This window comes from Tistrella mobilis KA081020-065 (assembly GCF_000264455.2).
In the GTDB taxonomy this organism is placed as follows: domain Bacteria; phylum Pseudomonadota; class Alphaproteobacteria; order Tistrellales; family Tistrellaceae; genus Tistrella; species Tistrella mobilis.
Map to the genome: position 1 here is coordinate 2,833,585 of NC_017956.1, position 24,922 is coordinate 2,858,506.

At 69.3% G+C, this 24,922-nt stretch carries 20 protein-coding genes and 1 pseudogene; 3 read left to right on the forward strand and 18 right to left on the reverse strand.

Going from position 1 to position 24,922, the window contains the following annotated elements; genetic code table 11:
- Positions 1-11: 11 nt before the first annotated feature.
- On the reverse strand, positions 12-1,388 hold the full coding sequence (locus TMO_RS12885) for a PleD family two-component system response regulator (RefSeq protein WP_014746074.1): 1,377 nt from the start codon (positions 1,386-1,388) through the stop codon (positions 12-14).
- A gap of 6 nt (positions 1,389-1,394) precedes the next feature.
- Complete coding sequence (locus tag TMO_RS12890; RefSeq protein ID WP_014746075.1) at positions 1,395-1,760, reverse strand: response regulator; 366 nt, start codon at positions 1,758-1,760, stop codon at positions 1,395-1,397.
- A gap of 269 nt (positions 1,761-2,029) precedes the next feature.
- Here TMO_RS12890 and TMO_RS12895 point away from each other — a divergent pair, with 269 nt between their 5' ends.
- On the forward strand, positions 2,030-3,019 hold the full coding sequence (locus TMO_RS12895; RefSeq protein WP_014746076.1) for an ROK family protein: 990 nt from the start codon (positions 2,030-2,032) through the stop codon (positions 3,017-3,019).
- 213 nt (positions 3,020-3,232) lie between these two features.
- The gene (locus TMO_RS12900) at positions 3,233-4,378 is read left to right on the forward strand and encodes a DNA polymerase IV (RefSeq protein WP_014746077.1); all 1,146 of its coding nucleotides are present in this window, start codon (positions 3,233-3,235) and stop codon (positions 4,376-4,378) included.
- A gap of 4 nt (positions 4,379-4,382) precedes the next feature.
- On the opposite strand, the gene TMO_RS12905 is transcribed toward TMO_RS12900, so the two are convergent.
- The 3 genes from TMO_RS12905 to aguB form a co-directional block, all read right to left on the reverse strand.
- The gene (locus TMO_RS12905) at positions 4,383-4,820 is read right to left on the reverse strand and encodes a PaaI family thioesterase (RefSeq protein WP_228382224.1); all 438 of its coding nucleotides are present in this window, start codon (positions 4,818-4,820) and stop codon (positions 4,383-4,385) included.
- Positions 4,821-4,865: 45 nt separating this feature from the next.
- Positions 4,866-5,795 (reverse strand): cell envelope integrity EipB family protein, encoded by a 930-nt coding sequence (locus TMO_RS12910; RefSeq protein WP_014746079.1) that lies wholly within the window; start codon positions 5,793-5,795, stop codon positions 4,866-4,868.
- Positions 5,796-5,921: 126 nt separating this feature from the next.
- Positions 5,922-6,803 (reverse strand): N-carbamoylputrescine amidase, encoded by an 882-nt coding sequence (gene aguB, locus TMO_RS12915; RefSeq protein ID WP_014746080.1) that lies wholly within the window; start codon positions 6,801-6,803, stop codon positions 5,922-5,924.
- Between the two features lie 326 nt (positions 6,804-7,129).
- Here aguB and TMO_RS12920 point away from each other — a divergent pair, with 326 nt between their 5' ends.
- The gene (locus TMO_RS12920; RefSeq protein ID WP_014746081.1) at positions 7,130-8,491 is read left to right on the forward strand and encodes an OmpP1/FadL family transporter; all 1,362 of its coding nucleotides are present in this window, start codon (positions 7,130-7,132) and stop codon (positions 8,489-8,491) included.
- A 43-nt stretch (positions 8,492-8,534) separates the two neighbouring features.
- Here TMO_RS12920 and TMO_RS12925 read toward each other — a convergent pair whose 3' ends face one another.
- From TMO_RS12925 to TMO_RS12985, 13 genes and pseudogenes are all read right to left on the reverse strand, one after another.
- Complete coding sequence (locus TMO_RS12925) at positions 8,535-9,611, reverse strand: agmatine deiminase family protein (protein ID WP_014746082.1); 1,077 nt, start codon at positions 9,609-9,611, stop codon at positions 8,535-8,537.
- 299 nt (positions 9,612-9,910) lie between these two features.
- Positions 9,911-11,089, reverse strand: coding sequence for an acetate/propionate family kinase (locus tag TMO_RS12930; RefSeq protein WP_014746083.1), 1,179 nt, complete (start codon positions 11,087-11,089; stop codon positions 9,911-9,913).
- On the reverse strand, positions 11,086-12,489 hold the full coding sequence (locus TMO_RS12935; protein ID WP_014746084.1) for a bifunctional enoyl-CoA hydratase/phosphate acetyltransferase: 1,404 nt from the start codon (positions 12,487-12,489) through the stop codon (positions 11,086-11,088). Before TMO_RS12935 ends, TMO_RS12930 begins: the two co-directional genes overlap by 4 nt.
- Before the next feature lie 136 nt (positions 12,490-12,625).
- On the reverse strand, positions 12,626-13,693 hold the full coding sequence (locus TMO_RS12940; protein WP_014746085.1) for a Glu/Leu/Phe/Val family dehydrogenase: 1,068 nt from the start codon (positions 13,691-13,693) through the stop codon (positions 12,626-12,628).
- 235 nt (positions 13,694-13,928) lie between these two features.
- Positions 13,929-14,498, reverse strand: coding sequence for a MarR family winged helix-turn-helix transcriptional regulator (locus TMO_RS12945; protein WP_014746086.1), 570 nt, complete (start codon positions 14,496-14,498; stop codon positions 13,929-13,931).
- Positions 14,499-14,608: 110 nt separating this feature from the next.
- Positions 14,609-16,009 (reverse strand): SLC13 family permease, encoded by a 1,401-nt coding sequence (locus TMO_RS12950; protein WP_014746087.1) that lies wholly within the window; start codon positions 16,007-16,009, stop codon positions 14,609-14,611.
- A 27-nt stretch (positions 16,010-16,036) separates the two neighbouring features.
- Entirely contained in the window at positions 16,037-16,948 is a 912-nt protein-coding gene (locus tag TMO_RS12955) for a hydroxymethylglutaryl-CoA lyase (protein ID WP_041604960.1), read from the reverse strand.
- A gap of 26 nt (positions 16,949-16,974) precedes the next feature.
- A pseudogene (locus TMO_RS12960) lies at positions 16,975-18,997 on the reverse strand (acetyl-CoA carboxylase biotin carboxylase subunit).
- A gap of 63 nt (positions 18,998-19,060) precedes the next feature.
- Complete coding sequence (locus tag TMO_RS12965) at positions 19,061-19,858, reverse strand: enoyl-CoA hydratase/isomerase family protein (RefSeq protein WP_014746089.1); 798 nt, start codon at positions 19,856-19,858, stop codon at positions 19,061-19,063.
- A 60-nt stretch (positions 19,859-19,918) separates the two neighbouring features.
- Entirely contained in the window at positions 19,919-21,526 is a 1,608-nt protein-coding gene (locus TMO_RS12970) for a carboxyl transferase domain-containing protein (RefSeq protein ID WP_014746090.1), read from the reverse strand.
- A gap of 128 nt (positions 21,527-21,654) precedes the next feature.
- The gene (locus TMO_RS12975; RefSeq protein ID WP_014746091.1) at positions 21,655-22,257 is read right to left on the reverse strand and encodes a 2-hydroxychromene-2-carboxylate isomerase; all 603 of its coding nucleotides are present in this window, start codon (positions 22,255-22,257) and stop codon (positions 21,655-21,657) included.
- A 79-nt stretch (positions 22,258-22,336) separates the two neighbouring features.
- Complete coding sequence (locus TMO_RS12980; RefSeq protein WP_014746092.1) at positions 22,337-23,470, reverse strand: acyl-CoA dehydrogenase; 1,134 nt, start codon at positions 23,468-23,470, stop codon at positions 22,337-22,339.
- A 190-nt stretch (positions 23,471-23,660) separates the two neighbouring features.
- On the reverse strand, positions 23,661-24,854 hold the full coding sequence (locus TMO_RS12985) for an acetyl-CoA C-acetyltransferase (protein WP_014746093.1): 1,194 nt from the start codon (positions 24,852-24,854) through the stop codon (positions 23,661-23,663).
- Positions 24,855-24,922 lie beyond the last annotated feature (68 nt).

The following is a 24,922-nucleotide window of genomic DNA, read 5'->3' on the forward strand; positions in this document are numbered from 1 at the left end:
CGGAGGCAGGATCAGGTGGGCCGGTCGAAGATGAAGCAGTCGCGCCCGGCGGCCTTGGCCCGATAGAGCGCCTGGTCGGCGCGGCGGAGCATGTCGTCGGCATCCTGGTCGGCCGGGATGCGCTGGGCCCCGCCCAGGCTGGCGGTGACGGTGACCTTGGTGCCCTCGTCGTCGATCACGATCGGCTGGCCCGAGATCACCGCCCGGACCCGCTCGGCCACTTCGTGCGCCGAGCGGTGGTCGCTGTCGGGCAGCACCATCACAAATTCCTCACCGCCATAGCGGGCCACCAGATCGACGCCACGGACATGGCGGCTCATCCGGTCGGCGATCGCCTGCAGCACCCGGTCGCCGGCATCGTGGCCATAGGTGTCGTTCAGCTGCTTGAAGCGGTCGATGTCCAGCATCAGCACCGCCAGCGGGCGGCCGTCATTGCCGGCGCGCATGAACATCCGGTGCAGATGCGCCGACAGATAGCGGCGGTTGTACAGCCCCGTCAGGCCGTCGGTGGCGGCCAAGGCAATGGAGCGCTGATAATTCTGCCGCAGCCGGTCCTGATAGCGCTTGCGGCGGACCTGGGTACGCACCCGCGCGCCCAGTTCGTTCACGTCCAGCGGCATCATCAGATAGTCGTTCACGCCCAGATCCAGCGCCTTGGCCATGCGCTCGACATCGTCATGGCCCACGATCACCAGGATCGGGGTCTGGCGGGTTTCGTCGATCGCCCGCAGCTGGCTGCACAGGCGTAGCGGATCGAAGCTTTCGATCAGCAGGTTGATCACGATCAGGTCGAAACCGGCGGTGCGCGCCAGATCCAGCGCCTCGGTCGCCGTGCCGACCGCCGAGACGCTGTGCGTGCGCTTCAGCCGGTCGGCCAGAAAGTCGCGCTCGATCTCGCTGTCGTCCACCACCAGCACGCGGGCATTGTCGCCGCTTTCGTCCAGCGGCAGCGGCGCCGCGGCACCGCCCCCGAAATCCGAGATGGTCTGCTCGCGCAGACGCAGCTCGTCGAGCATCATCTTGAGCCGGGTGAGAGAGCGCACGCGCGCGAAGAGCGCCAGATCGTTGATCGGCTTGGTCAGGAAATCATCGGCGCCGGCTTCCAGCGCCCGCACCCGTTCCACGCTGTCGCTGAGGGCCGTGACCATCACCACGGGGATATGGGCGGTCTCGGGGTCGCTCTTCAGCCGGCGGCAGACCTCGTAGCCGTCCATGCCCGGCATCATGATGTCGAGCAGAACGATGTCAGGGGGATGGGCATGGGCACGGGCAAGCGCCATCTCGCCGTTCTGCGCCAGATCGACGTCGTAATACTCCGCCGCAAGCTTCGCTTCGAAGAGCTTGAGGTTGGGCAGGAGATCGTCGACCACCAGAACGCGACCGGGCATTGCCCCTCAATCCAGAAACTTGCGCACCGTTTCGAGGAACGGGGTCACCGAGATCGGCTTCGAGATATAGCCCTCACAGCCGGCATCCAGGATCTTCTCCTCGTCGCCCTTCATCGCGAAGGCCGTGACCGCGATGATCGGGATCGTGCGGAGATCGTCGTCGGCCTTGATCCACTTGGTCACGTCCAGTCCTGACACTTCAGGCAACTGAATGTCCATCAGAATCAGATCGGGATGCTGATCCCGTGCGATCTTCAGGGCCTCCATACCGTCACGGGTCTGCAGAGTCACGTAGCCGTTCGCCTCAAGGAGGTCATTGAACAGCTTCATGTTCAGTTCGTTGTCTTCGACGATCAGAACCGTCTTCGGCATGGCCAATTCCGCCCCGCGCCATCAGGAGGTCCCCTCGGCCGCCGCGGCGGCCCGACCTCACGTCGAACGGCCCGCGACCGGCGGTTCGCCTCGTACCGGCGCACGATGCCCGGTTCCGATGACCGCAGCAATCATTTTGTGGCCATCCGTCAGGCGGTGCAACATCATGCGTGTCCGATGGGCCGTTTCCGATCATGCCCCGGCCCGGTCAAGCTGGAGGAGAACGGCCACACATGTTGGACCCGGCTGCCGCAAACGATGGCTCCCGTATGCAGTCCCGGGTGCTTGTCGGCATCGATCTGGGCGGCACGAAGATTGCGGCAGTCGCCATCGAACGGGCAACAGGGCGAACGCTTGCACATTTACGCATGCCGACGCCGCGTGGCGACTATGATGCCACCATACGGACCATCGACGAGATTGCCGCCCGCGCGGAACAGGCGGCCGGAGTGACGGAGCGCCTGCCGCTGGGCATCGGCATGCCCGGCGCCATCAGCCCCAAAACCGGTCTGGTGAAGAACGCCAACTCCACCTGGCTGAACGGCCGGCCGCTGGACCGCGATTTCACGGCACGCACCGGCAGGGCCGTGCGACTTGCCAATGATGCGAATTGCCTGGCGGTGTCGGAAGCCGTCGACGGGGCGGCGGCGGGGGCCCGTCTGGTCTTTGCCGCCATCCTGGGCACGGGCATCGGCGGCGGCATCGCCATCGATGGCCGGGTGCATGACGGCGCCGATGCGATCGCCGGCGAATGGGGCCACACCCCGATGCCCTGGGCCCAGCCCTGGAGCCGGGCCCCCGGCGAAACCCCGCCGCCGCAGGCCGCCGACCTGCCGGAACTGCCGGGCCCTGCCTGCTATTGCGGCCGGACGGGCTGCATCGAGACGCTGCTGTCGGGCCCCGGGCTTGCCCGCGATGGCGCCCGGCTGCGCGGGCTGGACGACGACGCCGCCGCCCTGGAACACAGCGCCGAGGCCGTGCTGGCGGCGGAACGGGCCGGCGCCCCCTGGGCGCTGGCGGCCGTGGCGCGCTGGCGCCATCGCTTCGGCCGGGCGCTGGCCATGATCGTCAACATCCTGGACCCGGATGTGATCGTGCTGGGTGGCGGGCTGTCGCAGGTGCCGGCACTGGTGGCGGATCCCGGGCCTCTGGTCGCGCCCTGGCTGTTTTCCGACCGGATGCGCACGCCGGTGCGCATTGCGCGCCATGGCGACGACAGCGGCGTGCGCGGCGCCGCCCGGCTGTGGGACAGCGCCTGACCGCAGGATCGGCGGGCCGTGGCTCGGCACTGGACGCGAAGCCCGCCGCGTGGGAACATGACCGGAACATCCGGCCGTTCCTGGCGAGTGCCACAGCCCATGTCCGCAGCCCCTGCCGCCGATGACGGCGGCACAGATCAGGCTTACCCACCCGCAGGCTGCGCCCCTGCATCGGCCGCGGGGTGGCTGTGCCGCGACTGCGGATCCACCCGCATGGCCGAAGACGGCAACCGGCGCTGCCCGGCCTGCGGTTCGGCGCGGATCGTGATCCATCCCGAACTGCACCGGCTGACCATCGCCCATGTCGATTGCGATGCCTTCTACGCCTCGGTCGAAAAGCGCGACCGGCCCGATCTGGCGCAACGGCCGGTGATCGTGGGCGGCGGCCATCGCGGTGTCGTCGCCACCTGTTGCTATCTGGCCCGGATGAAGGGCGTGCGCTCGGCCATGCCGATGTTCAAGGCGCGCGAACTGTGCCCGGATGCGGTGGTGCTGCCGCCCGATATGGCGCGCTATCGCGAGGCGGGGCTGAAGATCCGCCGGCTGATGCGTGCCCTCACCCCGCTGGTCGAGCCCTTGTCGATCGACGAGGCCTATCTGGATCTGGGGCCGGAGGCGGGGGCGCCCGACAGTCGGGCCAGCCCCGCCCAGCGCCTGGCCGCCCTGGCCCGCCGGGTGGAGCGCGAGGTGGGGGTCACGGTCTCGGTCGGGCTCGGCCCCAACAAGTTTCTGGCCAAGCTGGCCTCGGAACTGGACAAGCCGCGCGGCTTTGCGGTGATCGGTACAGCCGAAGCCGCCGCCTTCCTGGCCGACAAGCCGGTGCGCATGCTGTGGGGGGTGGGCCCGGCCTTCGAACGCCGGCTTGCCACAGACGGCATCACCCGGATCGGCCAGCTGCAATCACTGGGGCCGCAGGCGCTGGCCCGCCGCTATGGCCGGATCGGCGCCCAGATCGCGGGCTTTGCCACGGGGCGCGACCCGCGGCGGGTGACGCCCTCGCGCCCGGCCAAAAGCGTGTCGGCCGAAACCACGCTGGCCCGCGACGAACGCGCCGCCGACCGCCTGGCAGAGCTGTTGCCGCCGCTGGCCGAACGGGTGGCGGCCCGTCTGGCCGGCAGCCGTCTGGTGGCCGAAGGCGTGGTGCTGAAGCTGAAGACCGCCGATTTTCAGACCCTGACCCGCAGCCGGCGGCTGAAGGCGCCGACCGATCGATCGGCGCCCCTGATCGCCGCGGCACAGGACCTGCTCGCCGCCGAGGCGACCGGCGATACCGCCTTCCGGCTGATCGGGCTGGGCGCCCAGCCGGTGCGCGACCGGGACGGCGACCCCGCCGCCCCGGATCTCTTCGGCACCGGCTGACGGATCAGCCCGGCAGCGCGAAGGTCAGCGTGGTGTGGGCCACGGGCTCGTCGTCGCCGTCGGAATAGAGCGACACCTCGCCATAGGCCAGCCTGCGGCCGCACCGGATCAGCCGTGCTTCGGAAAGCACGTCGACCATGGCCGGGCGGCGCAGGAAATTGATGGTCAGATTGCTGGTCACCGCCATCCGCGCCGGGCCCAGCCGGCCCATGATCGCGGCATAGAAGGTGACGTCGGCAAGCGTCGCCAGGGCCGGGCCGCTCAACGTGCCACCGGGGCGGATCAGCTGCACCGTGGCCGGAAGGCGGCCCCGGGCGCTACCGTCGTCGATCCGCTCGATACGGATGCCGAGCAGCTCGGCCATGGGCAATTCATCACGAATGATCTGATTGAAGGCGTCGGGACGGATCCGGTCGAGGCCGGGTTCGACCATTACAGTCATGCGTGGCGTCTCTCTGTTCGGAACGCACTGAGGGAACGGGTTCTATCAGTCGCACTCTTCCGCCGTCGGCCGGTTTTCTACCGAGACGAGACGAGCAGATATCGCAAATTCACCGTAATCTATATCGAATCGCCGGACGACCCCGTTCGGCTGGATCTGGTAAAGAAGCTCATAGATCGGCGTCTCGGACCGATCGTCGGGCTTGAAGAAGGCCAGCCGCATCGGAATGACGGTCGCCGTGCGCAGCGCATCCGCCGCCTCCCCCGCCTGGACCGGCCAGTCCTGGTCGGCCGCGATCTCCGTCGGCCGGCCGATATGGGCGCTCACGAAGGACAGGCTGTCCTGCCCCGATCCGGTCAGAACCTGGGCGCGGATGAAGGCCTCCCCGGCCTCCGCCGCCTGAAGCAGCCGCTCGGTATGGGCGGTGGGCAGCAGGGCACCGGCCGGCACGCTCTCGGTTACGCCCGGCGGATTGGCGAAACGAAGTTTCGAAGGACGATCCGGTGACGTCCGATCGAGATGGGCGATGGCCAGTTCGACGCTCTCGCCGTTTTCTCGCTCTTCGTAACGAAACCGAAACCGTGTGCCGTCGTCCGACTCCTCGGAATCGAACAGGATGTCCGACACCACCGGTTCCGCCTCGTCGAAATCGATCTCCATCCGGCTGGCCTGCAGCACCGACCAGCCGTCACAGGCCCGGTCGAAGATCACCGCCATATCACCCGCGACGCCGGCGATCGCGGCATCGGGCTGGGCTTTCAGCAGGCTCATCGCGTAATGCGCGCGGTGCGGCACCGAATGCGGGGCCGCCAGGGCCGCGGGCATCAGGGCCAGGACGGTTCCGGCCGCCGCCACGCATCCCAGGATCCCTTGCCCGATCCGGAACCGCCCTCCGGTTGCGATCAGGCGCGGCATCACGACCAGACGCGACATCACGGCTCGACGGGCGGCGGCGGAACGGCTGGGCAGAGGCATGGGCGAAAGCTCCGGGATCTGCGGTCGGGAAGACGTCTGCGGGGCGCAGGCCGCCGGCGCCGCGGGCGCAAGAGTGTGCCACGGGCGGAACCTGCCCGGAAGGCCCGCCCGCGCGGCCGGCTTCTCTCAGCGGCGGATCCCGCCATCCAGTGTTGCAACCGCGCCGTAAAGATCCGGACGGCGATCGCGGAACAGCCCCCACGAGGCTCTCAGCCGGCGCGCCATCGCCAGATCCAGCTCTGCGGTCACCACCGCATCGCCGCTGCGCCCGGCCTCGGCCAGGATCGCGCCGGTCGGGTCGGCCACGAAGCTGGATCCGTAGAAGGTGAGCGTGGCATCGCGGCCCGCCTCGGTCCCCACCCGGTTGGCGGCGATCACCGGCAAGATATTGGCGCCGGCATGGCCCTGCATCACCCGCCGCCAATGGTCGCGGCTGTCCCAGTCCGGGGCCTGAGGCTCGGACCCGATCGCCGTCGGATAGAGCAGCAGTTCGGCCCCAGCCAGCGCCATCGCCCGGGCTGCTTCGGGAAACCACTGGTCCCAGCAGATCGCGGCGCCGATCCGCCCCAGCTTCGTGTCGAACACCCTGAAGCCGGTGTCGCCGGGCGAGAAATAGAATTTCTCCTGATAGCCCGGCCCGTCGGGGATATGGCTCTTGCGGTAGAGGCCCAGCACCCGGCCGTCGGCATCGATCATCGCCAGGCTGTTGAAGAAGGCCTGGCCGGCGCGTTCGAAGAAGCTGACCGGGATCACCACCCCCAGTTCCGCCGCCAGGGCCGACAGCCGGGCGATCGCGGGATTGCCCTCATAGGGGCGTGCGGCATCGAACCAGGCCGGGTCCTGGTCCTTGCAGAAATAGGGCAGCTCGAACAGTTCCTGCGGCAGCACCAGCCGGGCGCCGGCCGCGGCGGCGGTGCGGATCATCTCCTCGACCCGGTCGAGGTTCCGGTCACGGTCGTCGGCCACCGCCATCTGCAGGGCGGCAACCGTCAGCAGGCCGTCGGTCATGTCGGAACTCCGTCTGCGGCGTCTGAAATCCGGGACATATGATCCGCTCAGCCTATCCGGCCCCGGCCTCTCGCCGCAACCGAAGCCCTTGTGACAAGGCTGCGGCGCCGTGGCGGTTTCGCAACAGGTGGTTTCCAATCCTGGACATAATTCCTCTCATGATCGACGAGCAGTGCTTTCTATAATTGACGTTAACGTAAACGTTACTTAACCATCGAGTGGTTCGAGGGAATTCAATCCGGGTTGTACACCCGCTTTGGATACCCACGACACATCCTGAAAGGGAATCTTTCCGGATCAAAAGAATCTTAATGGGGAAACGTCCGATGCACGCCCGTCCGCCCAGACGTCATCCGGGCCGCGCCGCCGCGGCCAGCCTGCCAACCCTTCTCGGCCTGCCCGCGCTTGCGGCGGCCCTGCTCGCCGCCGGCCCTGCCGGGGCTGCCGGCTTCTTCATCCAGGAACAGAGCGTCAAGGGCGTCGGCCGCGCCTTTGCCGGCGAAGCCGCCCTCGGTTCCGACGCCTCCACCATCTTCACCAACCCGGCGGGCATGACCCGGCTCGACGGTCGCCAGGTTCAACTGGGCGGCCATGTGCTGATCCTGAAGGCGGATCTGACCGATGCCGGCTCCACCGCCACCACCCTCGGCACCGGCGGTGCCGCGGTGCGCTATGGCGGCGCCAATGGCGACCCCTTCGACACCACGCCGGTGCCGAATTTCTACGCCGCCATGCCGGTGGACGACGACCACCGGGTCTGGCTGGGTGTGGGCATCTCGGCCCCCTTCGGCCTGGTCGCCGACTATGGCGACGGCTGGTTCGGCCGCTACGATTCGACCAAGACCGAACTCAAGACCATCGACATCGCCCCCAGCATCGCCTTCAAGGCCAGCGACTGGCTGTCGGTGGGCGGCGGCCTCGACATCCAGTATGCCGAGGCGACGCTCGAAAATGCGGTCGCCAACGGCCTCGCCCCGGGCGGGCCCAGCCCCGCAACCGACGGCCATGCCCGCGTCGAGGGCGATGACTGGAGCGTGGGCTACAATCTGGGTGTGATCTTCACCCCGGTGCCTCAGGCGCGGATCGGCCTGCATTACCGCTCGGCCATTTCCCACGACCTGAAGGGCACGGCCTCGCTCACCGATCTGACCGGCCCGCTGGCGGCGGCCAATTTCCGCTCCGATGGTCAGGCGGCGCTCGACCTGCCGGCCGTCGCCTCGGCAGCGGTGGCGGTGGATGTCACCGACCGGCTCACCCTGCTCGGCCAGGTGAACTTCTACGAATGGAGCCGGTTCGACGAGATCCGGGTGCAGTTCTCCAACGGCCTGCCGGATTCGGTGAAGACCCAGAATTACGAAGACAGCTGGGGTGTCAGCCTCGGTGCCGAATACCGGCTGGATCCGGCCTGGACGCTGCGCGGCGGCGTGCAGTGGGACCAGACGCCGACGGTCGATGAATACCGCACCACCCGCACCCCCGATGCCGACCGGCTGTGGCTGGCGGCCGGTGCCAGCTGGGAAGTCTCGGACTGGATCGGCATCGACATGGCCTATGCCCACATTTTCGTCGACGACACCCGGATCGACCTGATCGAGCCGGGCATCGGCGGCACCGGTCAGGTCAATGTCCGCGCCGATGTGGAAAGCAGCATCGATATCGTCAGCCTTCAGGCGCGCCTGAAGTTCTGATCACCCGGCCCCTCTCGCCGCCCTCCCGGCCGACGACCTCCGTCTAGCGGAGGTCGTCGGCCGGGGCGGCCTCGATCAGGCCGGCGTCATCGGCCTCGGGCATCGGGGCCGGTTGCGGCAGGGCCACGGCCAGGCGGGCGAAGCCGCCGAAGGGAGCCAGCGCCGGGCAGGGCACCTGCTCGATCGCCGCGGTGGGCAGGGCCCTGGACAGGGCCTTCAGCGCCGCTGCATCGTTGCCGTCTTCGAAGCCCGGCACCACCAGCCGGCGGCCGTCACGCAGCAGGCTCAGATAGCTTGCGGGCAGCAGCCGCCCGGCGTCGTCCCGCGGCCGGCGCTTCGGCAGGGGCACCGGCACCACGCTCATCGGCATGCCGTCGGCCAGGGTCACCACCTCCAGCCGGCGCCGGATCTCGGCCAGGGCGGCATGATCCGGATCGCCTTCGGGCGCCACCGCCACGGCGACCACCCCCGGCGCCAGAAAACGGACCACGCCATCCAGATTGCCGGGCCGCTCGTCGCCCGAAAATCCACCCGGCACCCAGACCACGCGGGTCGCGCCGAAGGTTGCGGCCAGATGCACGGCCATGGCCTCGCGGTCGGCCTCTCGCCCGCCGACCAGCACCTCGCTTGCTACCAGCACCCCGCCGCCATCGGCCGCGACCATGCCGGCCCGGCCGTCGATGTCGAGCAGGATGCGGCCCACCGTCTCGTCGCCGGCCAGCGCCAGCAGGCGGCCGGCCACGTCGCAATCGTCGTGATGGTGGCTGCGGTCGACCGGCCATTCCACCGCGCAGGGCGCGCCATCGGCCGTCCGCCCCATCGACGGGCGGCGATCGGCAAAGCAGGCCAGGCTGCCTTCCCAGGACGACACCCCCACCCCGGCGCCGCAGCGCATCGAGGCGTCGGCAAGATCGCCGGCGCGAGCCAGCATGGCGACCTGGGTGTCGCGGGCCAGAATGCGGGCGGCCTCGGCGATGGCGAGGCCGGCATCGCGGGGATCGCTGATGCCGTCGGCCGCCGACGGCCAGACGGCAAGCCACAGCCGGGCCGGCTGGTCGGGGGCCGGCAGGTGGCAGGAGGGGTGCGGCGGGGCACCCGGATGCATGAACATCTCGGACATGAGGGCGTCTCCGCTCCGGAGCGCCGGGATGCTGGCAGGGCGATCATGACCGGGGGCGGCCCGCTAAACAGGCGGGGCCGGTCCTGCCCGGCATGTCGGGCCGCAGTCTCCGGCGTGAGGGGGATCGATCGTCGCTGGTGCGGATGGCGTGCCGCCGAGGTCGGGCCTTGCCTCGTCTGGTGTTCCCGTCGTTGCCGACGGCACGTCTGGTCGTGTCCCGGATCCCATCCTAGCGCGTGTGGGGGAAGAGGTGCAATCCGCAGCAGCACCCCGCCCCCTCCTCCATCCGAAGCCCGCCCCTATCCGAAGATCAGCCGCGCCGTTTCGCGCGCGATCACCGCCTCTTCATCGGTGTCGAGCGCCAGAACCAGCACCGGGCTCGCAGCGGCCGAAATCACCGGGCCGTGGGCGGCATTGGCCGCCGGATCGAGGGTCACGCCCAGAAAGCCCAGATGGGCGGCAATGCGCGCCCGCATGCCGGCTGAATACCGCCCGATGCCGGCGGTGAACACCAGCACGTCCAGTCCGCCGATCGCCACCGCCACCGAGCCCGCCTCGCGACCGGCACGATAGGCGAACAGGGCCATCGCCTCTTCGGCCTTCGGATCCGATGAGGTCTCCAGCACGCGCATGTCGTCGGAGACGCCCGACACGCCGAGCAGACCCGAGCGGGCATTCAGCAGCCGGTCGACCTCGGCCGCCGTCATGCCCCGGTCGCGGATCAGATGCAGCACCACGCCGGGGTCGATCGCCCCCGACCGCTTGCCCATCATCAGCCCGTCGAGTGCTGTAAAGCCCATGGTGGTCGCCACCGACCGCCGGGCGAGCATGCCGCAAAGGCTGGCGCCGTGGCCCAGATGCGCCACGATCACCCGCCCGTCGGCGCGCGGGCCGGCATGATCCGGCAGCACATGGGCGATATGGGCGTAAGACAGGCCGTGGAAGCCATAGCGCAGCACGCCCTCGTCGGTCAGCTCCCGCGGGATCGGCATGGTCTGGGCGATCCGGGGCTGGCTGCGGTGAAAGGCGGTGTCGAAACAGGCGACCTGCGGCAGATCCGGCCAGAGCTTCCGGGTCGCGGCAATCCCCGACAGATTGTGCGGCTGGTGATTGGGCGCCAGGGCCACGAAGCCCTCCAGCGCCGCGATCACCGCATCATCCACCACCACCGGCGCATCGAAGCGGGCACCGCCATGGACCACGCGATGTCCCACCGCCGCCACCTCGCCCAGGTTGTGGACGACCGCCGCGATCCGGTCCAGCGCCCAGGCCGTCAGCCCGGCATGATCGGCCAGGCCCTCCGGTGGCTGGCCGATCTCCTCCAGATGCGCGCCGCGCCCCTTGGCCGACGGGCCCCTCAGCGTGCCGATGGATTCGACCTCGGCCCGGCCGATCTCCTCCATGTCCGACAGGCGGACGACGCCGAATTTCAGGCTCGACGAGCCGGCATTCACGGTGATGATCAGCTGCTCGGTCATGGCCGTGCCCCACGATGGACGAAGATCTGCGCCAGTGCCGCCGAGGCGAGGCGGGCGGCCGGGCCGTCGGCACGGCTGGTCAGCATGATGGGCACGCGCGCGCCCAGCACCAGGCCTGCGGCCTCGGCGCCGGCCAGATGGATCAGCTGCTTGGCGACCATATTGCCGGCTTCCAGATCCGGGGTGACCAGGATGTCGGCATCGCCCGCCACCTCGGACACGATACCCTTGGCCTTGGCCGCCGCCTTCGAGACCGCATTGTCGAAGGCGAGCGGGCCGTCGAGCAGGCCGCCGGTGATCTGGCCGCGATCGGCCATCTTGCACAGCGCCGCCGCTTCCAGCGTCGAGGCGATGGCCGGATAGACCGTCTCTACCGCCGACAGGATCGCGACCTTGGGCCGATCGGTCCCCAGCGCCCGGACCAGATCGATGGCGTTCTGGACGATGTCGCGCTTGGCGGCGAGATCCGGATAGATGTTGATCGCCGCATCGGTCACGAACAGCGGCTTGGGATAGGCCGGCACGTCCAGCGCGAAGACATGGCTCATCCGCCGGCCGGTGCGCAGACCCGTCACCTTGTCGACGGCGGCGGCCATCACCTCGTCGGTGTGCAGCGCGCCCTTCATGATCGCCGCGGCCTCGCCCTCGCGCACCAGCGCCACCGCCCGTTCGGCGGCGGCATGGCTGTGTGGCTGGTCGACGATGCGGATGCCCGACAGGCTGCGCCCGGCGGCCTCTGCCGCCGCCCGGATCTTGGCCTCGGGGCCGATCAGGATCGGCTGGATCAGCCCGGCCGCCGCCGCATCCAGCGCGCCCTCGATCGAATTGGCATCGACCGGATGGACCACGGCGGTCGCGATCGGCGGCAGATCGGCGGTGGCCGCCAGCAGGCGGCGATAGACCGGCCGGTTCTCGGGCGCCGCCGCCTCGGCGGCGACGGTCGCCTGCGGGGTCACGACGAAGGGCCGGTCGACACGGGCCTCTGCGGCACGGACCTCGGCCGATCCGGTCGCGACCAGCCGGCCATCGGCCGCGACCACGGTCGCATCCAGCGTCAGGCGGCGATCGGCGCCCAGCGTCCGGACCACCAGCTTTGCCGTCAGCCGGTCACCGGCCGCCACCTGGCCGGTGCGGTCCAGCCGCGAGCCCAGGATTTCGGCGCCGGGGCCGGGCAGTTCGGCCGCGATCAGCAGGTCGATCATCAGCCCCGGCAGAGCGGTGAAGGCGGCGACGCCGCGAAAGCCGGCATCGGCCGCGAGTGCCGGGTCGATATGGGCGGGGTCGATCTCGCGGGCGATCTCGCCCAGCCGGTCGGCAAGCGGCTGGCCTGCCTCGTGAACCAGGCAGGCGCTGTCGCCGGCACGGATATCCTCGAACGGTCGGTTGGCGATCCTGAGCATGGGAACGGTCGGTTTCCGGGCCTCGTGTGGACGGACGCTTGGCTTGTTGCTTTGCACCATCCTCGCCGGAATGCGTGACGATTGCGACCTCGAGTTTGCCCCCGCGGCCGATCGTCCCGCCGCCCATGGCGCCCGGTCAGGCCGCGTCGGCCGCCTTCTTCTTCGCGGCAGCCGCCCGGATGCGCGCCTCGGCCATGGCATCCGCCACTTCGGCGGTGGTGCGGCCCGTCCTCGCCGCTTCGGCGAAGATGCGCGACATGGTGTCGCCGATACCCCGAACCAGCGCCGTCGCCCGCGCCACGTCATAGCCCGCCGGCCCGTGCTCGACCGCGATGTTGATCACGCCGCCGGCATTGATCACGTAATCGGGGGCATAAAGCACGCCCCGATCGGCCAGCATCCGGGCATGGCGCGGCTCCGCCAGCTGGTTGTTGGCGGCACCGGCGACGATGCCGGCCTTGATCTCGGGGATGGTGCGGTCGTTCAGCACCGCGCCCAGCGCGCAGGGGGCATAGACATCGACCGGCTCGGCATGGATCACCGCCGGGTCGACGACGCGGGCGCCGGTCGCGGCCGCCACGCGGTCGGTGGCATCGCGGTGAATATCGGCCACCACCAGCCGGGCACCGGACTCGTGCAGCCGCCGGGCCAGATCGGCCCCCACATGGCCCAGCCCCTGAACCGCCACGGTCACGCCGGTCAGCTCGTCGCTGCCGCGGGCATGGGCCAGGGCCGCGCGGATGCCCAGAAAAACGCCCAGTGCCGTGAAGGGCGACGGGTCGCCGCTGGTCTCGGCCAGGCCCAGAACATGGCCGGTTTCGCGCCGCACATGGGCCATATCGTCGGTGCCGATGCCGACATCCTCGGCCGTGATGTAGCGGCCGGCCAGGCTTTCGACGAAGCGGCCGAAGGCGCGCATCATCGCCGGTGTCTTGTCGCGGCGGGCATCGCCCAGAATGACGGCCTTGGCCCCGCCAAAATCCAGCCCCGCCATGGCGTTCTTATAGGTCATGCCGCGGGCCAGCCGCAGCACATCGGTCACGGCGGCGGCCTCGTCGGGGTAGGCCCACATCCGGCAGCCGCCGACACCGGGGCCCAGCACGGTGGAATGGAGGGCCACGATCGCCTTCAGCCCGGTTTCGGGATCATGGCCGAAGATCACCTGCTCGTGACCGTCGAACGCGGCACAAGAAAATACGGACATGTTTTCTCCCCTTCGGCCATCTTCCCAAGATGGCCGACTGTCTTCGCCGAAGCGAATTCTGTTGCTGTTGGGAGTCAATCTGTCACCGCGCCGCAGGGCTTTCAATCGCCCACCGCACGCCCGTCTGAAATAGAGGGAAAGTTGCTGGCCGCCAATTCGACGTCATTTTCCCTTCGAAAGCACCCGGAAGAATTGGTAATAAAATTACCTGTCGTGACAGGGGGATTCGGGGCGCTCAGCTCCCGCGATCGGCGATCTCGTCCTCGACCGCCTCGGGGTCGGCGCCGCGTTCGGCGATGTCGCGATCCAGATTGGCGATCACCCGCACCAGCAGGTCGCGCAGACCGTAAATCTCATCGCTGGCAAGGCCGTCGATGGCGGCGATATTGGTTTCGGCCGCACGGGGCAGCAATTCGTGACGCAGCGCCCGGCCGCGATCGGTCAGGTAGACCAGGCTGCGGCGGCGGTCATGCACGTCGCGCTCACGGCGCACCAGACCGCGTCGCTCCATCAGCCGGAGCGCCGTCACCGTCGTCGGCTCCATCATCCGGATGCGCCGGCTGAGGTCGCGCTGGGTGATCCCCTCTTCCTGCCACAGGATGCGCAGGAAAAACCACATGCCCATGGTGACTTCGGTATCCGCCACCCGCATCTGCATGGCACGCAGATAGGCCCGATGGGCATCACGCACCAGGTAGCCGATGCTCTCCAGCAGGGGGAAATCCGCCCCGGCCATGGCCTGCTCGTAGACTTCGGCGGCCGGTCGCGCGCCATGACCGGGTCTTCGAGGATCCGACGACACCATCAGTTGCTTCCGATCGTAAACAATGTCGCATTACGATTGAAGCATACCACGGCTATCGCCCCCGCCAAGGGCCTGGGCGCGTTCATTCTGCCGCCGGAAACGGCTCCCCGTCAGATCCGGCCCAGAACAGTCCACCATACGAGATCAAGCGGCCAGAGCAGCAGCATTGCCGCCAACCCGAGCGCGATCATCGCCCGCGCCGCCGCGCCCTGACCGATGCCCGACAGGCCAAGCGCCACGATCACCGGCGGCGACTGATAGGGCAGCAGGGCGGTGGAAAAGCCCAGCGCCTGTGTCATCAGCACGGTGTCGAGCGACAGCCCGGTCGCCTCCGCCAGCCGGGCGGCCAGCGGTGTCATGATCGCCGGTGTGCCATGCAGAGAGCCCAGCAGCCCGACCACGGTCGAGATCAGCCCCAGCTTGTAGACGTTGAGCGCATCGGCCCCGGGCTCGAAGCCGGCAAGGTCGATCATCACCCCGCCCATGGCATCGCCCAGCCCCGCGGCCGAGATCACGGCCCCCAGCGACAGCATGGCGGCGATGAAGATCAGCGTGCCGACCGGCAGGCCGGTGCGGATGAAATCCGCCGGCACCAGGCGCAGGCCGGGGGTCAGGATCAGGGCCGCGGCCGAAAGCCCGACCCAGGCCGGCTTCAACCCGTGCAGCCAGTCGGTTGCCCAAAGCGCCAACGTGGCCCCCAGAATCAACGCCAGCCGGCCCAGCGCCCGCGGGTCGGCCGCCACACCCGGCGCCATGGCCCCGGCCTCACGCGCCCCGGCCTCACGCGGGGGCGGGGCGGGAAACAGCCGCACCAGCAGCACCACCAGCAGCACCGCCTTCAGGATGCCCAGCACCGGGAAATGCAGCGCCAGCCAGCCGCCATAGCTGAAATGATGGTCGTAGAGCGTTTCCGCCGCGCCGGTCAGGATCATGTTCGGCACATTGGCCGGCAGAATGCCGAAGGGTGGAAAGAAGGTGCCCAGCGCCGCCGCCATCACCAGCCCGGTGCGGCCGGGATGGCCGGCGTCATAGCCCGCGCGCTCGGCCAGGGCCAGCGCGATCGGCACCAGCAGCGCCACCCGCCCCACCGCGGCCGGCACCAGAAAGGCGAGCAGCACGCCCGCCGCCACCATGCCGGCGATCAGCGCCGCGTAAGAGGTGCCGAACACGCCCGCCGCCTGGCGGGCCAGACGGTCGGCCAGCCCCGCATGGCGCGCCGCCGCCCCGAAGACGAGGCCCGAGAGCACCAGCCAGAAGGCGCCGGAATGGAAGCCCGAGAACACCGTATCGGGTGGTGCCACCCCCAGGATGGCGGCCCCGGCGAAGAACAGGATCGCGGCATAGGCCTCGGGTGCGGCGGCAGTCGCCACCAGAACCAGCATGGCGAGGGCGAGCCCGCCCGCCTGCCAGGCCGGGGCCACATCCCCGAACATCCAGGGGGCGATCACGGCAAGCAGAAGCCCTGCCGCCGAGACGATCGGCGGCAGGGCGGCTGATATCAGGCCCGGCATTCTGCGTGGAGCGGCGGACACGGCCGGTCAGGCCGCCTCGCATTTCGCGCGTAGGGCGCGCGACACCCGCCCTGCCGGCGGCCGGCCCAACTGATCCGAGATGAACCAGCCGGCCTGCAGCACCGCATCGAAATCGATGCCGGTACGGATGCCCATGCCGTTCAGCATATAGAGCACGTCCTCGGTCGCGACATTGCCGGTCGCCCCCTTGGCATAGGGGCAGCCGCCGAGACCCGCGACCGAGGCATCGACCACGGCGATGCCTTCTTCCAGCGCCGCCAGGATATTGGCCAGGGCCTGGCCATAGGTGTCGTGGAAATGCACCGCCAGCTTCTCGCGCGGCACCACGGCCGCGACGGTGTCGATCAGCGTCTTCACCTTGCCGGCGGTGCCGGTGCCGATCGTGTCGCCCAGCGAGACCTCGTAGCAGCCCATCTCGTAGAGCGCCTTCGACACCTCGGCCACCTTCGCGGGGTCGATCTCGCCCTCATAGGGGCAGCCGAGCACGCAGGAGACATAGCCGCGCACCTGGGCGCCGGCCTCGCGCGCCCGCTCCACCACCGGGCGGAAGCGCTCCAGGCTTTCGGCGATGGTGCAGTTGATGTTGCGCTTGCTGAAGGCTTCCGATGCGGCGCCGAACACCGCAACCTCGTCGGCCCCCACTTCCAGCGCCAATTCCAGCCCCTTCAGATTGGGGGTCAGCACGGGGTAGCGGGTGCCCGGGCGCCGGGTCAGGCCGCGCATCACCTCGGCATGATCGGCCATCTGCGGCACCCATTTCGGGCTGACGAAGGCGGTCGCCTCCACCGCCGGCAGGCCGGCGGCGGCCAGACGCTCGATCAGCTCGATCTTCACGGCCGTGGGCACGACCTCCTTCTCGTTCTGCAGGCCGTCGCGCGCGCCGACCTCGACGATCCGGACCTCGGAAGGCAGGGCCATGATCTCGTCCTCCGTCTGGAATTGCCTCACGCCTTGGCCTCGGCGGGGGCGAAGGCGATCAGCTCCGCCCCGTCCTCGACCAGGTCGCCCGCGGCATAATGGACCGCATCGACCGTTCCGTCGACCGGAGCCGAGATGGTGTGTTCCATCTTCATCGCCTCCAGCACGATCAGCGGCGTACCCTTGGTGACCGCGGCCCCCGCCTCGGTCAGCACCTGCACCACCTTGCCCGGCATCGGCGCCACCAGCCGGCCGCCGCCCGCCCCCTCGTCGCCCGTGAAGGCGAAGGGGTCGAAGCGCTCGACCGCGGCATGCCTCCCCCGCCGCCCAGACATGCACCCGCGCCCCGACCTCGGCGACCCGGGCGGTGAAGCGATGACCGTCCAGATCGACGATCATCCGGCCGTCGGCCTCGATCGTGGCGCGGACCGGCTGCTCCGGCCCCTCGCCCACCGACACGCCATAGCCGGCCGCATGGAAATGCACCCGCACCGCGATTTCGCGCTCGCCGTCGCGGAAATGGTCATCGACATGGCTGACCGCGTTCATCCGCCAGCCATCGGCGATCGCCCATGGGCTGTGCGGATCGCTGGATGCCGCCGCCCGCTCCGCCGTGGCGCCGGCCAGCACCAGCAGCCGGTGGAGCGCCGCCGTCGCCAGCACCCGGTCCGAGACCGGCACCGGCCCGGGCAGCAGATCGGCGCGGTGCCGCTCGATGAAGCGGGTGTCGAGTTCCGCGGCGGCGAAGGCCGGATGGGCCGCCACCCGGCGCAGGAAGGCGAGATTGGTCTTCAGGCCGGCGACTTCGTAATCGGCCAGCGCCGCCTGCAGCCGCCGGATCGCCTCGGCCCGGTCGGCGCCGTGGACGATCAGCTTGGCGATCATCGGGTCGTAATGGATCGACACCTCGTCGCCGGCGCGGACACCGCTGTCGACCCGGACCCCGGGCCCGATGGGCGGCACCAGGTGGGCCAGCCGGCCGGTCGCCGGCAGGAAGTCGCCGTCGGGATCCTCGGCATAGAGCCGGACCTCGATCGCATGGCCGTTGATGGTCAGCTCGTCCTGGGCCAGCGGCAGCGGCCGGCCATCGGCCACCTGCAGCTGCCAGTCGACCAGATCCTGGCCGGTGATCGCCTCGGTCACCGGATGCTCGACCTGCAGACGGGTGTTCATCTCCATGAAGTAGAAGGCACCCTTGCCCTCGGGCGAGGCATCGACGATGAACTCGACCGTACCGGCGCCGACATAGCCGATCGCCTGGGCAGCCTTCACCGCCGCCTCGCCCATCGCACGGCGGGTCGCCTCGTCCATGCCGGGTGCCGGGGCCTCTTCCACCACCTTCTGATGGCGGCGCTGGATCGAACAGTCGCGCTCGAACAGATAGACCGCCTGGCCGCTCTGATCGGCGAAGACCTGGATTTCGATATGGCGCGGCGTCACCAGATACTTCTCGATCAGCACCCGGTCGTCGCCGAAACTCGCCGCCGCCTCGCGCTTGGCACCGGCCAGGGCCGCGGGGAATTCCGCCTCGGAATGCACCGCGCGCATACCCTTGCCGCCGCCGCCGGCGGTCGCCTTGATCAGCACCGGCCAGCCGATCCGGCGGGCTTCCGACAGCAGCAGCTCCGGATCCTGATCCTCGCCGTGATAGCCGGGCACCAGCGGTACGCCGGCCTTTTCCATGATCCGCTTGGCGGCGCTCTTCGATCCCATCGCCCGGATGGCATCGGCGGGCGGGCCGATGAACACCACCCCGGCCGCGGCGCAGGCCTCGGCGAAGGCATCATTTTCGGACAGGAAGCCATAGCCCGGGTGGATCGCCTGGGCGCCGGTGTCGCGGGCCGCCTTCAGGATCAGATCCGCCTTCAGGTAGCTGTCGCGCGCCGGCGCGGGCCCGAGCAGCACCGCCTCGTCGGCCATTTCGACATGGGCGGCGTTGCGGTCGGCCTCGGAACAGACCGCCACCGTGGCGATGCCGAGCCGGCGGCAGGTGCGGATCACGCGGCAGGCGATCTCACCGCGGTTGGCGATCAGGACTTTGCCGAACATGCGTGTCGGTCCCCGGTTCTGAAGTCTTGGCGTGAATGACGGAAGCGGAAGGTTTTTCGGGCGTCAGCCGCGCCAGGACGGCGTGCGCTTCTCAAGGAAGGCCGTCAGCCCCTCGCGCCCCTCGTCCGAGGCACGCCGGTCGGCAATGCGGGCGGCGGTATCGGCCACCACCGCATCGTCGATCGGCCGGCCGGCCACGGCGAAGGCGAGATCCTTGGCGGCGGCCATGGCCTCGGGGCCGTTGGCGAGCATCAGCTGCACCAGCCGCTCGCCCGCCGCCTCCAGTTCCTCGGCGGCCACCACCTCGTGGATCAGCCCGATCTCGCGCGCCCGGTCGGCATCGATCGCCTCGGCGGTCACGAACAGCCGCCGGGCCCAGCGCAGGCCGATCGCGTTGATCACATAGGGGCTGATCACCGCCGGGATGATGCCGAGCTTGACCTCGGTCAGCGCGAATTTGGCCCGCGGGGTGGCGATCGCGATGTCGCAGGCTGCCACCAGTCCGACCCCGCCGCCATAGGCCGCCCCCTGCACCAGGGCCAGGGTCGGCTTCGACAGATCGTTCAGCGCCCGGACCATGGCCCCCAGCGCGCCCGCATCGGTCAGGTTCTCGTCCCGGCTGTATCCGGCCATGCGCCGCATCCAGTTCAGGTCGGCACCGGCCGAGAAGCTCTTGCCTTCGGCGGCCAGCACCACCACCCGCACCGCGGGATCGTCGTCGAGCGCCCGGAAGATCCGGGTCAGTTCCGCGATCAGCTTGTCGTCGAAGGCGTTGTGGATCTCGGGCCGCGCCATGGTGACGCGTGCGACACCCCGGTCATCGGTCGAGACGACCACGGCAACGGGAGAGGTATCGGTCATCGTCCGGGCATCCTCGATTGGCTGTCTGGCAGGGACGGAGGCAGGAAGGGAGGGCGTCCGTCACATGCGGAACACGCCGAAGCGCGTCTGCTCGATGGGTGCGTTGAGCGAGGCGGACAGTCCCAGCCCCAGCACCCGGCGGGTGTCGGCCGGGTCGACGATGCCGTCGTCCCACAGCCGCGCCGAGGAATAATAGGGGTGGCCCTGAACCTCGTACTGCTCGCGGATCGGTGCCTTGAAGGCGTCTTCCTCGGCCGGATCCCAATCCTGGCCGCGCTTTTCCATGGCATCGCGCTTCACCTGGGCCAGCACGCTCGCCGCCTGCTCGCCGCCCATCACCGAGATGCGGGCATTGGGCCACATCCACAGGAAGCGCGGGCTGTAGGCGCGGCCGCACATGCCGTAATTGCCGGCGCCGAAGCTGCCGCCGATCAGCATGGTGAATTTCGGCACCTGGGCGCAGGCCACCGCGGTCACCATCTTGGCGCCGTCCTTGGCGATGCCGCCGCTTTCGTATTTCCGCCCGACCATGAAGCCGGTGATGTTCTGCAGGAACATCAGCGGAATGCCGCGCTGGGCGCAGAGTTCGATGAAATGCGCGCCCTTCTGGGCCGATTCCGAGAACAGGATGCCGTTATTGGCGACGATGCCGACCGGATAGCCGTAAAGATGGGCGAAGCCGGTGACCAGGGTCGTGCCGTAGAGCGCCTTGAACTCGTCGAATTCCGAGCCGTCGACCACGCGGGCGATCACCTCGCGCACGTCATAGGGCTTGCGGGAATCGCGCGGGATGATGCCGCCCAGCTCCGACGGGTCGTAGGCCGGATCGCGGGGCGTGGCCAGCGCCAGCGAGGCGGGCTTGCGCCAGTTCAGATCGGCCACGATCCGCCGGGCGATCTCCAGCGCATGGGCGTCGTTCTGGGCATAGTGGTCGGTCACGCCCGAGATGCGGGAATGCACGTCGGCGCCGCCCAGATCCTCGGCCGTCACCACCTCGCCGGTGGCGGCCTTCACCAGCGGCGGGCCGCCCAGGAAGATGGTGCCCTGGTTGCGGACGATGATGGTCTCGTCCGACATCGCCGGCACATAGGCGCCGCCTGCGGTGCACGAGCCCATCACCACCGCGATCTGCGGGATGCCCATGGCCGACATATTGGCCTGGTTGTAGAAGATCCGGCCGAAATGTTCCTTGTCGGGGAAGACCTCGTCCTGCTGCGGCAGGTTGGCACCGCCGCTGTCGACCAGATAGATGCAGGGCAGCCGGTTCTGCATCGCCACTTCCTGGGCGCGCAGATGCTTCTTCACCGTCATCGGGTAATAGGTGCCGCCCTTGACCGTGGCGTCATTGGCGACGATCACGCATTCCACGCCCGACACCCGGCCGATGCCGGTGATGATGCCGGCGCCCGGAATGTTCTCGCCATACATGCCGAAGGCCGCGAACTGCGACAGCTCCAGAAAGGGCGAACCGGGATCGAGCAGCGCCCGCACGCGGTCGCGCGGCAGCAGCTTGCCGCGTGAGACATGGCGCTGCCGCGCCGCCTCGCCGCCGCCCGCCGCAATCCCGGCGACCTTGGCCTTCAGGTCGTCGACCTGGGCACGCATATGGGCGGCGTTGTCGCGGAACTCGTCGGAGCGGGTGTTCACCGCGCTTCTGATCTGTCGCATGGCAGGCAGGTTCCCGGACGTCTAGGACTGAGGACGGAGACGGACTGAAGACGGGGTCCGACTGAAGACGGAGCCAGACTGAAGACGGAATCAGGCAGCCGTGGCCGGATGGCGGTGGTCGGGCATGCTCACCAGCCGCCGGTTTCCAGCCAGCGATCCACCTGCGGCAGACGGTCGGCCCCGAAGAAGGGCTCGCCATCGACCAGGAAGAAGGGGCTGCCGAAAACCCCGCGCGCCACCGCGGCATCGCCGGCGGCGCGGAGCTTCGCCTTGATCTCGTCGGAGCCGAGGGCTGAAAGGCAGGCCTCGCGGTCGAACCCGGCTTCGGCGGCGGTATCGGCAACGGCTTCCGGCGTCACCGGGCCGGTATCGGTCACGAAGACCTTGTCGTAGATCTTCAGCGCCAGACGCTTCGCGCCCTCCTGGTCGATCGCATCGGCCCAATAGAAGGCGCGCGAGGCGGCGACCGGATTGAAGGGGAAGGTCGACGGCATGTTGAAGGGCAGACCGGCAAGCTTCGCCGAGCGCACGAAATCGCGCCGGGCGTAGCCGCCCTTCAGCGGATCCTCGATCGCGGCGCGGGTGCCGGTCAGCTTGAACACCGCGCCCACCAGGAAGGGATGCCAGCGCACCGCCCGGCCGTGGCGGCCGGCCACGTCCTCGATCCGGTGGGCGGCGATATAGCCATAGGGCGAGGTGAAGTCGAAATAGAAGTCGATCGGCTCGGCCATGGTCGGGGCGTCTCCTCCGCACCGGTGGCGCCGGGTCTTCTGCGGCCCGGTCGCCCCCTCGTTTCGATCAGTCCGGCACTCAGGCGGCGAGCGCGCGGGCAATCACCAGCCGCTGAATGTCGCTGGTGCCCTCGTAAATCTGGCAGACGCGGACATCACGGTAAATCCGCTCCACCGGATACTCGGCCAGATAGCCATAGCCGCCCAGCGTCTGGATCGCCGACGAGCACACCCGTTCCGCCATCTCGGAGGCGAAAAGCTTGGCCATCGAGGCTTCCTTCAGGCAGGGCAGGCCGGCATCGCGCATCTGGGCCGCGCGCACCACCATCAGCCGCGCCGCTTCCACCTGGGTCGCCATATCGGCCAGGCGGAACGACACCGCCTGATGCTCGAAGATCTTCACGCCGAAGCTCTCGCGCTCCTGGGCGTACTGCACCGCATAGTCCAGCGCCGCCCGCGCCATGCCGACCGACTGGGACGCGATGCCGATGCGGCCGCCTTCCAGGTTCGACAGCGCGATTCTGTACCCCTCGCCCGGCTTGCCGAGCATCAGATCGGGGGTGAGCTTCAGATCCTCGAAGATGATCTGGCAGGTGTCTGAGGCGTGCTGGCCCAGCTTTTCCTCCACCCGTCCGACCTTGTAGCCGGGGGTGTCGGTCGGCACGATGAAGGCCGAGATGCCCTTCTTGCCCGCCGCCGGATCGGTCACCGCAAACACGATGGCGACATCGGCATTGGCGCCCGAGGTGATGAACTGCTTGGTGCCGTTCAGCGACCAGACGCCGTTCTCGAACACCGCCCGGGTCTTGAGCGCGCTCGCATCCGATCCGGCCTGGGGCTCGGTCAGGCAGAAGGCGCCGATCTTGCGCCCCTTGGCCATGTCGGGCAGGAAGCGGCGCTTCTGATCTTCGGTGCCGAATTTCAGGATCGGCATGCAGCCGACCGAGGTATGCACGCTCATGATGGTCGAGGTGGCGCCGTCACCGGCGGCGATCTCTTCGATCGCCAGCGCATAGGACACGTTGTCGGCGCCGGCCCCGCCCCATTCCTCGGGCACGATCATGCCGAGCAGGCCAAGTTCGCCCATCTTGGCCAGCGCCTCGCGCGGGAAGGCGTGTTCGCGGCTCCACTCGGCGGCATGGGGGAGCAGTTCGCCCTGGGCGAAGTCCCGCGCCATGTCGCGGATCATCTTCTGCTCTTCGGTGAGGATCATCGAAAGCGCTCCGGCAGATGGTCTGGTCGGGCTTGACCGCCGCCACCGGCCAGTGGGGACCGGGGGTCGGGCCGCATCGGACGGCGGCGGCGGGGCCGGCGGCGACAGGCTGGAGAGGGGGTGGGGATGCCTGTCGCCGCAATCGGATCCGGCCGGCCGCATCCCTGCGGCGGCCGGACATGGCGTCTGGTCAGTTCATCAGCTCGACGGCCATGGCGGTCGCTTCGCCGCCGCCGATGCACAGGCTGGCCACGCCACGGGTCATGCCGTTGCGCTTCAGGCCGTTGAGCAGGGTCACCAGGATGCGCGCGCCCGAGGCCCCGATCGGGTGGCCGAGGGCGCAGGCGCCGCCATAGATGTTCACCCGCTCGTGGTCGAGATCCAGCTCCTTCATCGCCGCCATGGTGACGACCGCGAAGGCCTCGTTGATCTCGTAGAGGTCGACATCCTTCGCCGACCAGCCGGTCCTGGCGAAGAGCTTGTTCATGGCGCCGATCGGCGCGGTGGTGAACCAGGCCGGCTCCTGGGCATGGGTCGCATGGCCGAGGATCCGGGCGAGCGGGGTCAGGCCGCGACGCTCGGCTTCCGAGGCCCGCATCAGCACCAGCGCCGCGGCCCCGTCGGAAATCGACGACGAATTCGCGGCCGTCACCGTGCCGTCCTTGGCGAAGGCCGGGCGCAGGGTCGGGATCTTGTCGAGATTGGCCTTGCGCGGCTGCTCGTCGATGCCGATCTCGGCCGTGCCGCTGCGGGTCTTGACGCTGACCGGGGTGATCTCGACGGCGGCGCTGCCGTCCTCGCCAGCCTTCTGGGCGCGCTTCAGCGAGGTGATCGCGAAGTCGTCCTGCGATTCGCGGGTGAACTGGTAATGGCGAGCGGTGTCCTCGGCGAAGGTGCCCATCAGGCGGCCCTTGTCGTAGGCATCCTCCAGCCCGTCCAGGAACATGTGATCCATCACCCGGCCATGGCCCATGCGATAGCCGCCGCGGGCCTTGTCGAGCAGATAGGGGGCGTTGGTCATGCTCTCCATGCCGCCGGCCACCATCACGGTGTTGGACCCGGCCAGCAGCTGGTCATGGGCGAACATCGCGGCCTTCATGCCCGAGCCGCACATCTTGTTGATGGTGGTGCAGCCGGCATCCAGCGGCAGGCCGGCGCCGAGCGAGGCCTGACGGGCGGGCGCCTGGCCCTGGCCGGCGGGCAGCACGCAGCCCATCACCACTTCCTCGACATCGGCGGCATCGACGCCGGCGCGGGTCAGGGCCGCGCGGATCGCCGAAGCGCCCAGTTCGGAAGCGGTCAGGTCCTTAAGCTCGCCCTGGAAGCCGCCCATGGGCGTGCGGGCGGCGCCGACGATGACGATCGGATCGGTGGCGGTGGTCATGACGTCTGCTCTCCTCGATCTCTCTTATCGCGGGCCCCTGCACGGGCAGCGCGCCCCGCCGGCCGTCA

Coding starts and splice junctions, on each gene's coding strand:
- TMO_RS12900 (WP_014746077.1), top strand. CDS start 3,233: ATGGCCGAAGACGGCAACCGGCGCTGCCCGGCCTGCGGTTCGGCGCGG.
- TMO_RS12920 (WP_014746081.1), top strand. CDS start 7,130: ATGCACGCCCGTCCGCCCAGACGTCATCCGGGCCGCGCCGCCGCGGCC.
- TMO_RS12935 (WP_014746084.1), bottom strand. CDS start 12,489: ATGCTCAGGATCGCCAACCGACCGTTCGAGGATATCCGTGCCGGCGAC.
- TMO_RS12965 (WP_014746089.1), bottom strand. CDS start 19,858: ATGACCGATACCTCTCCCGTTGCCGTGGTCGTCTCGACCGATGACCGG.
- TMO_RS12905 (WP_228382224.1), bottom strand. CDS start 4,820: ATGACTGTAATGGTCGAACCCGGCCTCGACCGGATCCGTCCCGACGCC.
- TMO_RS12985 (WP_014746093.1), bottom strand. CDS start 24,854: ATGACCACCGCCACCGATCCGATCGTCATCGTCGGCGCCGCCCGCACG.
- TMO_RS12980 (WP_014746092.1), bottom strand. CDS start 23,470: ATGATCCTCACCGAAGAGCAGAAGATGATCCGCGACATGGCGCGGGAC.
- TMO_RS12890 (WP_014746075.1), bottom strand. CDS start 1,760: ATGCCGAAGACGGTTCTGATCGTCGAAGACAACGAACTGAACATGAAG.
- TMO_RS12945 (WP_014746086.1), bottom strand. CDS start 14,498: ATGGTGTCGTCGGATCCTCGAAGACCCGGTCATGGCGCGCGACCGGCC.
- TMO_RS12950 (WP_014746087.1), bottom strand. CDS start 16,009: ATGCCGGGCCTGATATCAGCCGCCCTGCCGCCGATCGTCTCGGCGGCA.
- TMO_RS12975 (WP_014746091.1), bottom strand. CDS start 22,257: ATGGCCGAGCCGATCGACTTCTATTTCGACTTCACCTCGCCCTATGGC.
- aguB (WP_014746080.1), bottom strand. CDS start 6,803: ATGACCGACGGCCTGCTGACGGTTGCCGCCCTGCAGATGGCGGTGGCC.
- TMO_RS12885 (WP_014746074.1), bottom strand. CDS start 1,388: ATGCCCGGTCGCGTTCTGGTGGTCGACGATCTCCTGCCCAACCTCAAG.
- TMO_RS12970 (WP_014746090.1), bottom strand. CDS start 21,526: ATGCGACAGATCAGAAGCGCGGTGAACACCCGCTCCGACGAGTTCCGC.
- TMO_RS12955 (WP_041604960.1), bottom strand. CDS start 16,948: ATGGCCCTGCCTTCCGAGGTCCGGATCGTCGAGGTCGGCGCGCGCGAC.
- TMO_RS12925 (WP_014746082.1), bottom strand. CDS start 9,611: ATGTCCGAGATGTTCATGCATCCGGGTGCCCCGCCGCACCCCTCCTGC.
- TMO_RS12940 (WP_014746085.1), bottom strand. CDS start 13,693: ATGTCCGTATTTTCTTGTGCCGCGTTCGACGGTCACGAGCAGGTGATC.
- TMO_RS12910 (WP_014746079.1), bottom strand. CDS start 5,795: ATGCCTCTGCCCAGCCGTTCCGCCGCCGCCCGTCGAGCCGTGATGTCG.
- TMO_RS12895 (WP_014746076.1), top strand. CDS start 2,030: ATGCAGTCCCGGGTGCTTGTCGGCATCGATCTGGGCGGCACGAAGATT.
- TMO_RS12930 (WP_014746083.1), bottom strand. CDS start 11,089: ATGACCGAGCAGCTGATCATCACCGTGAATGCCGGCTCGTCGAGCCTG.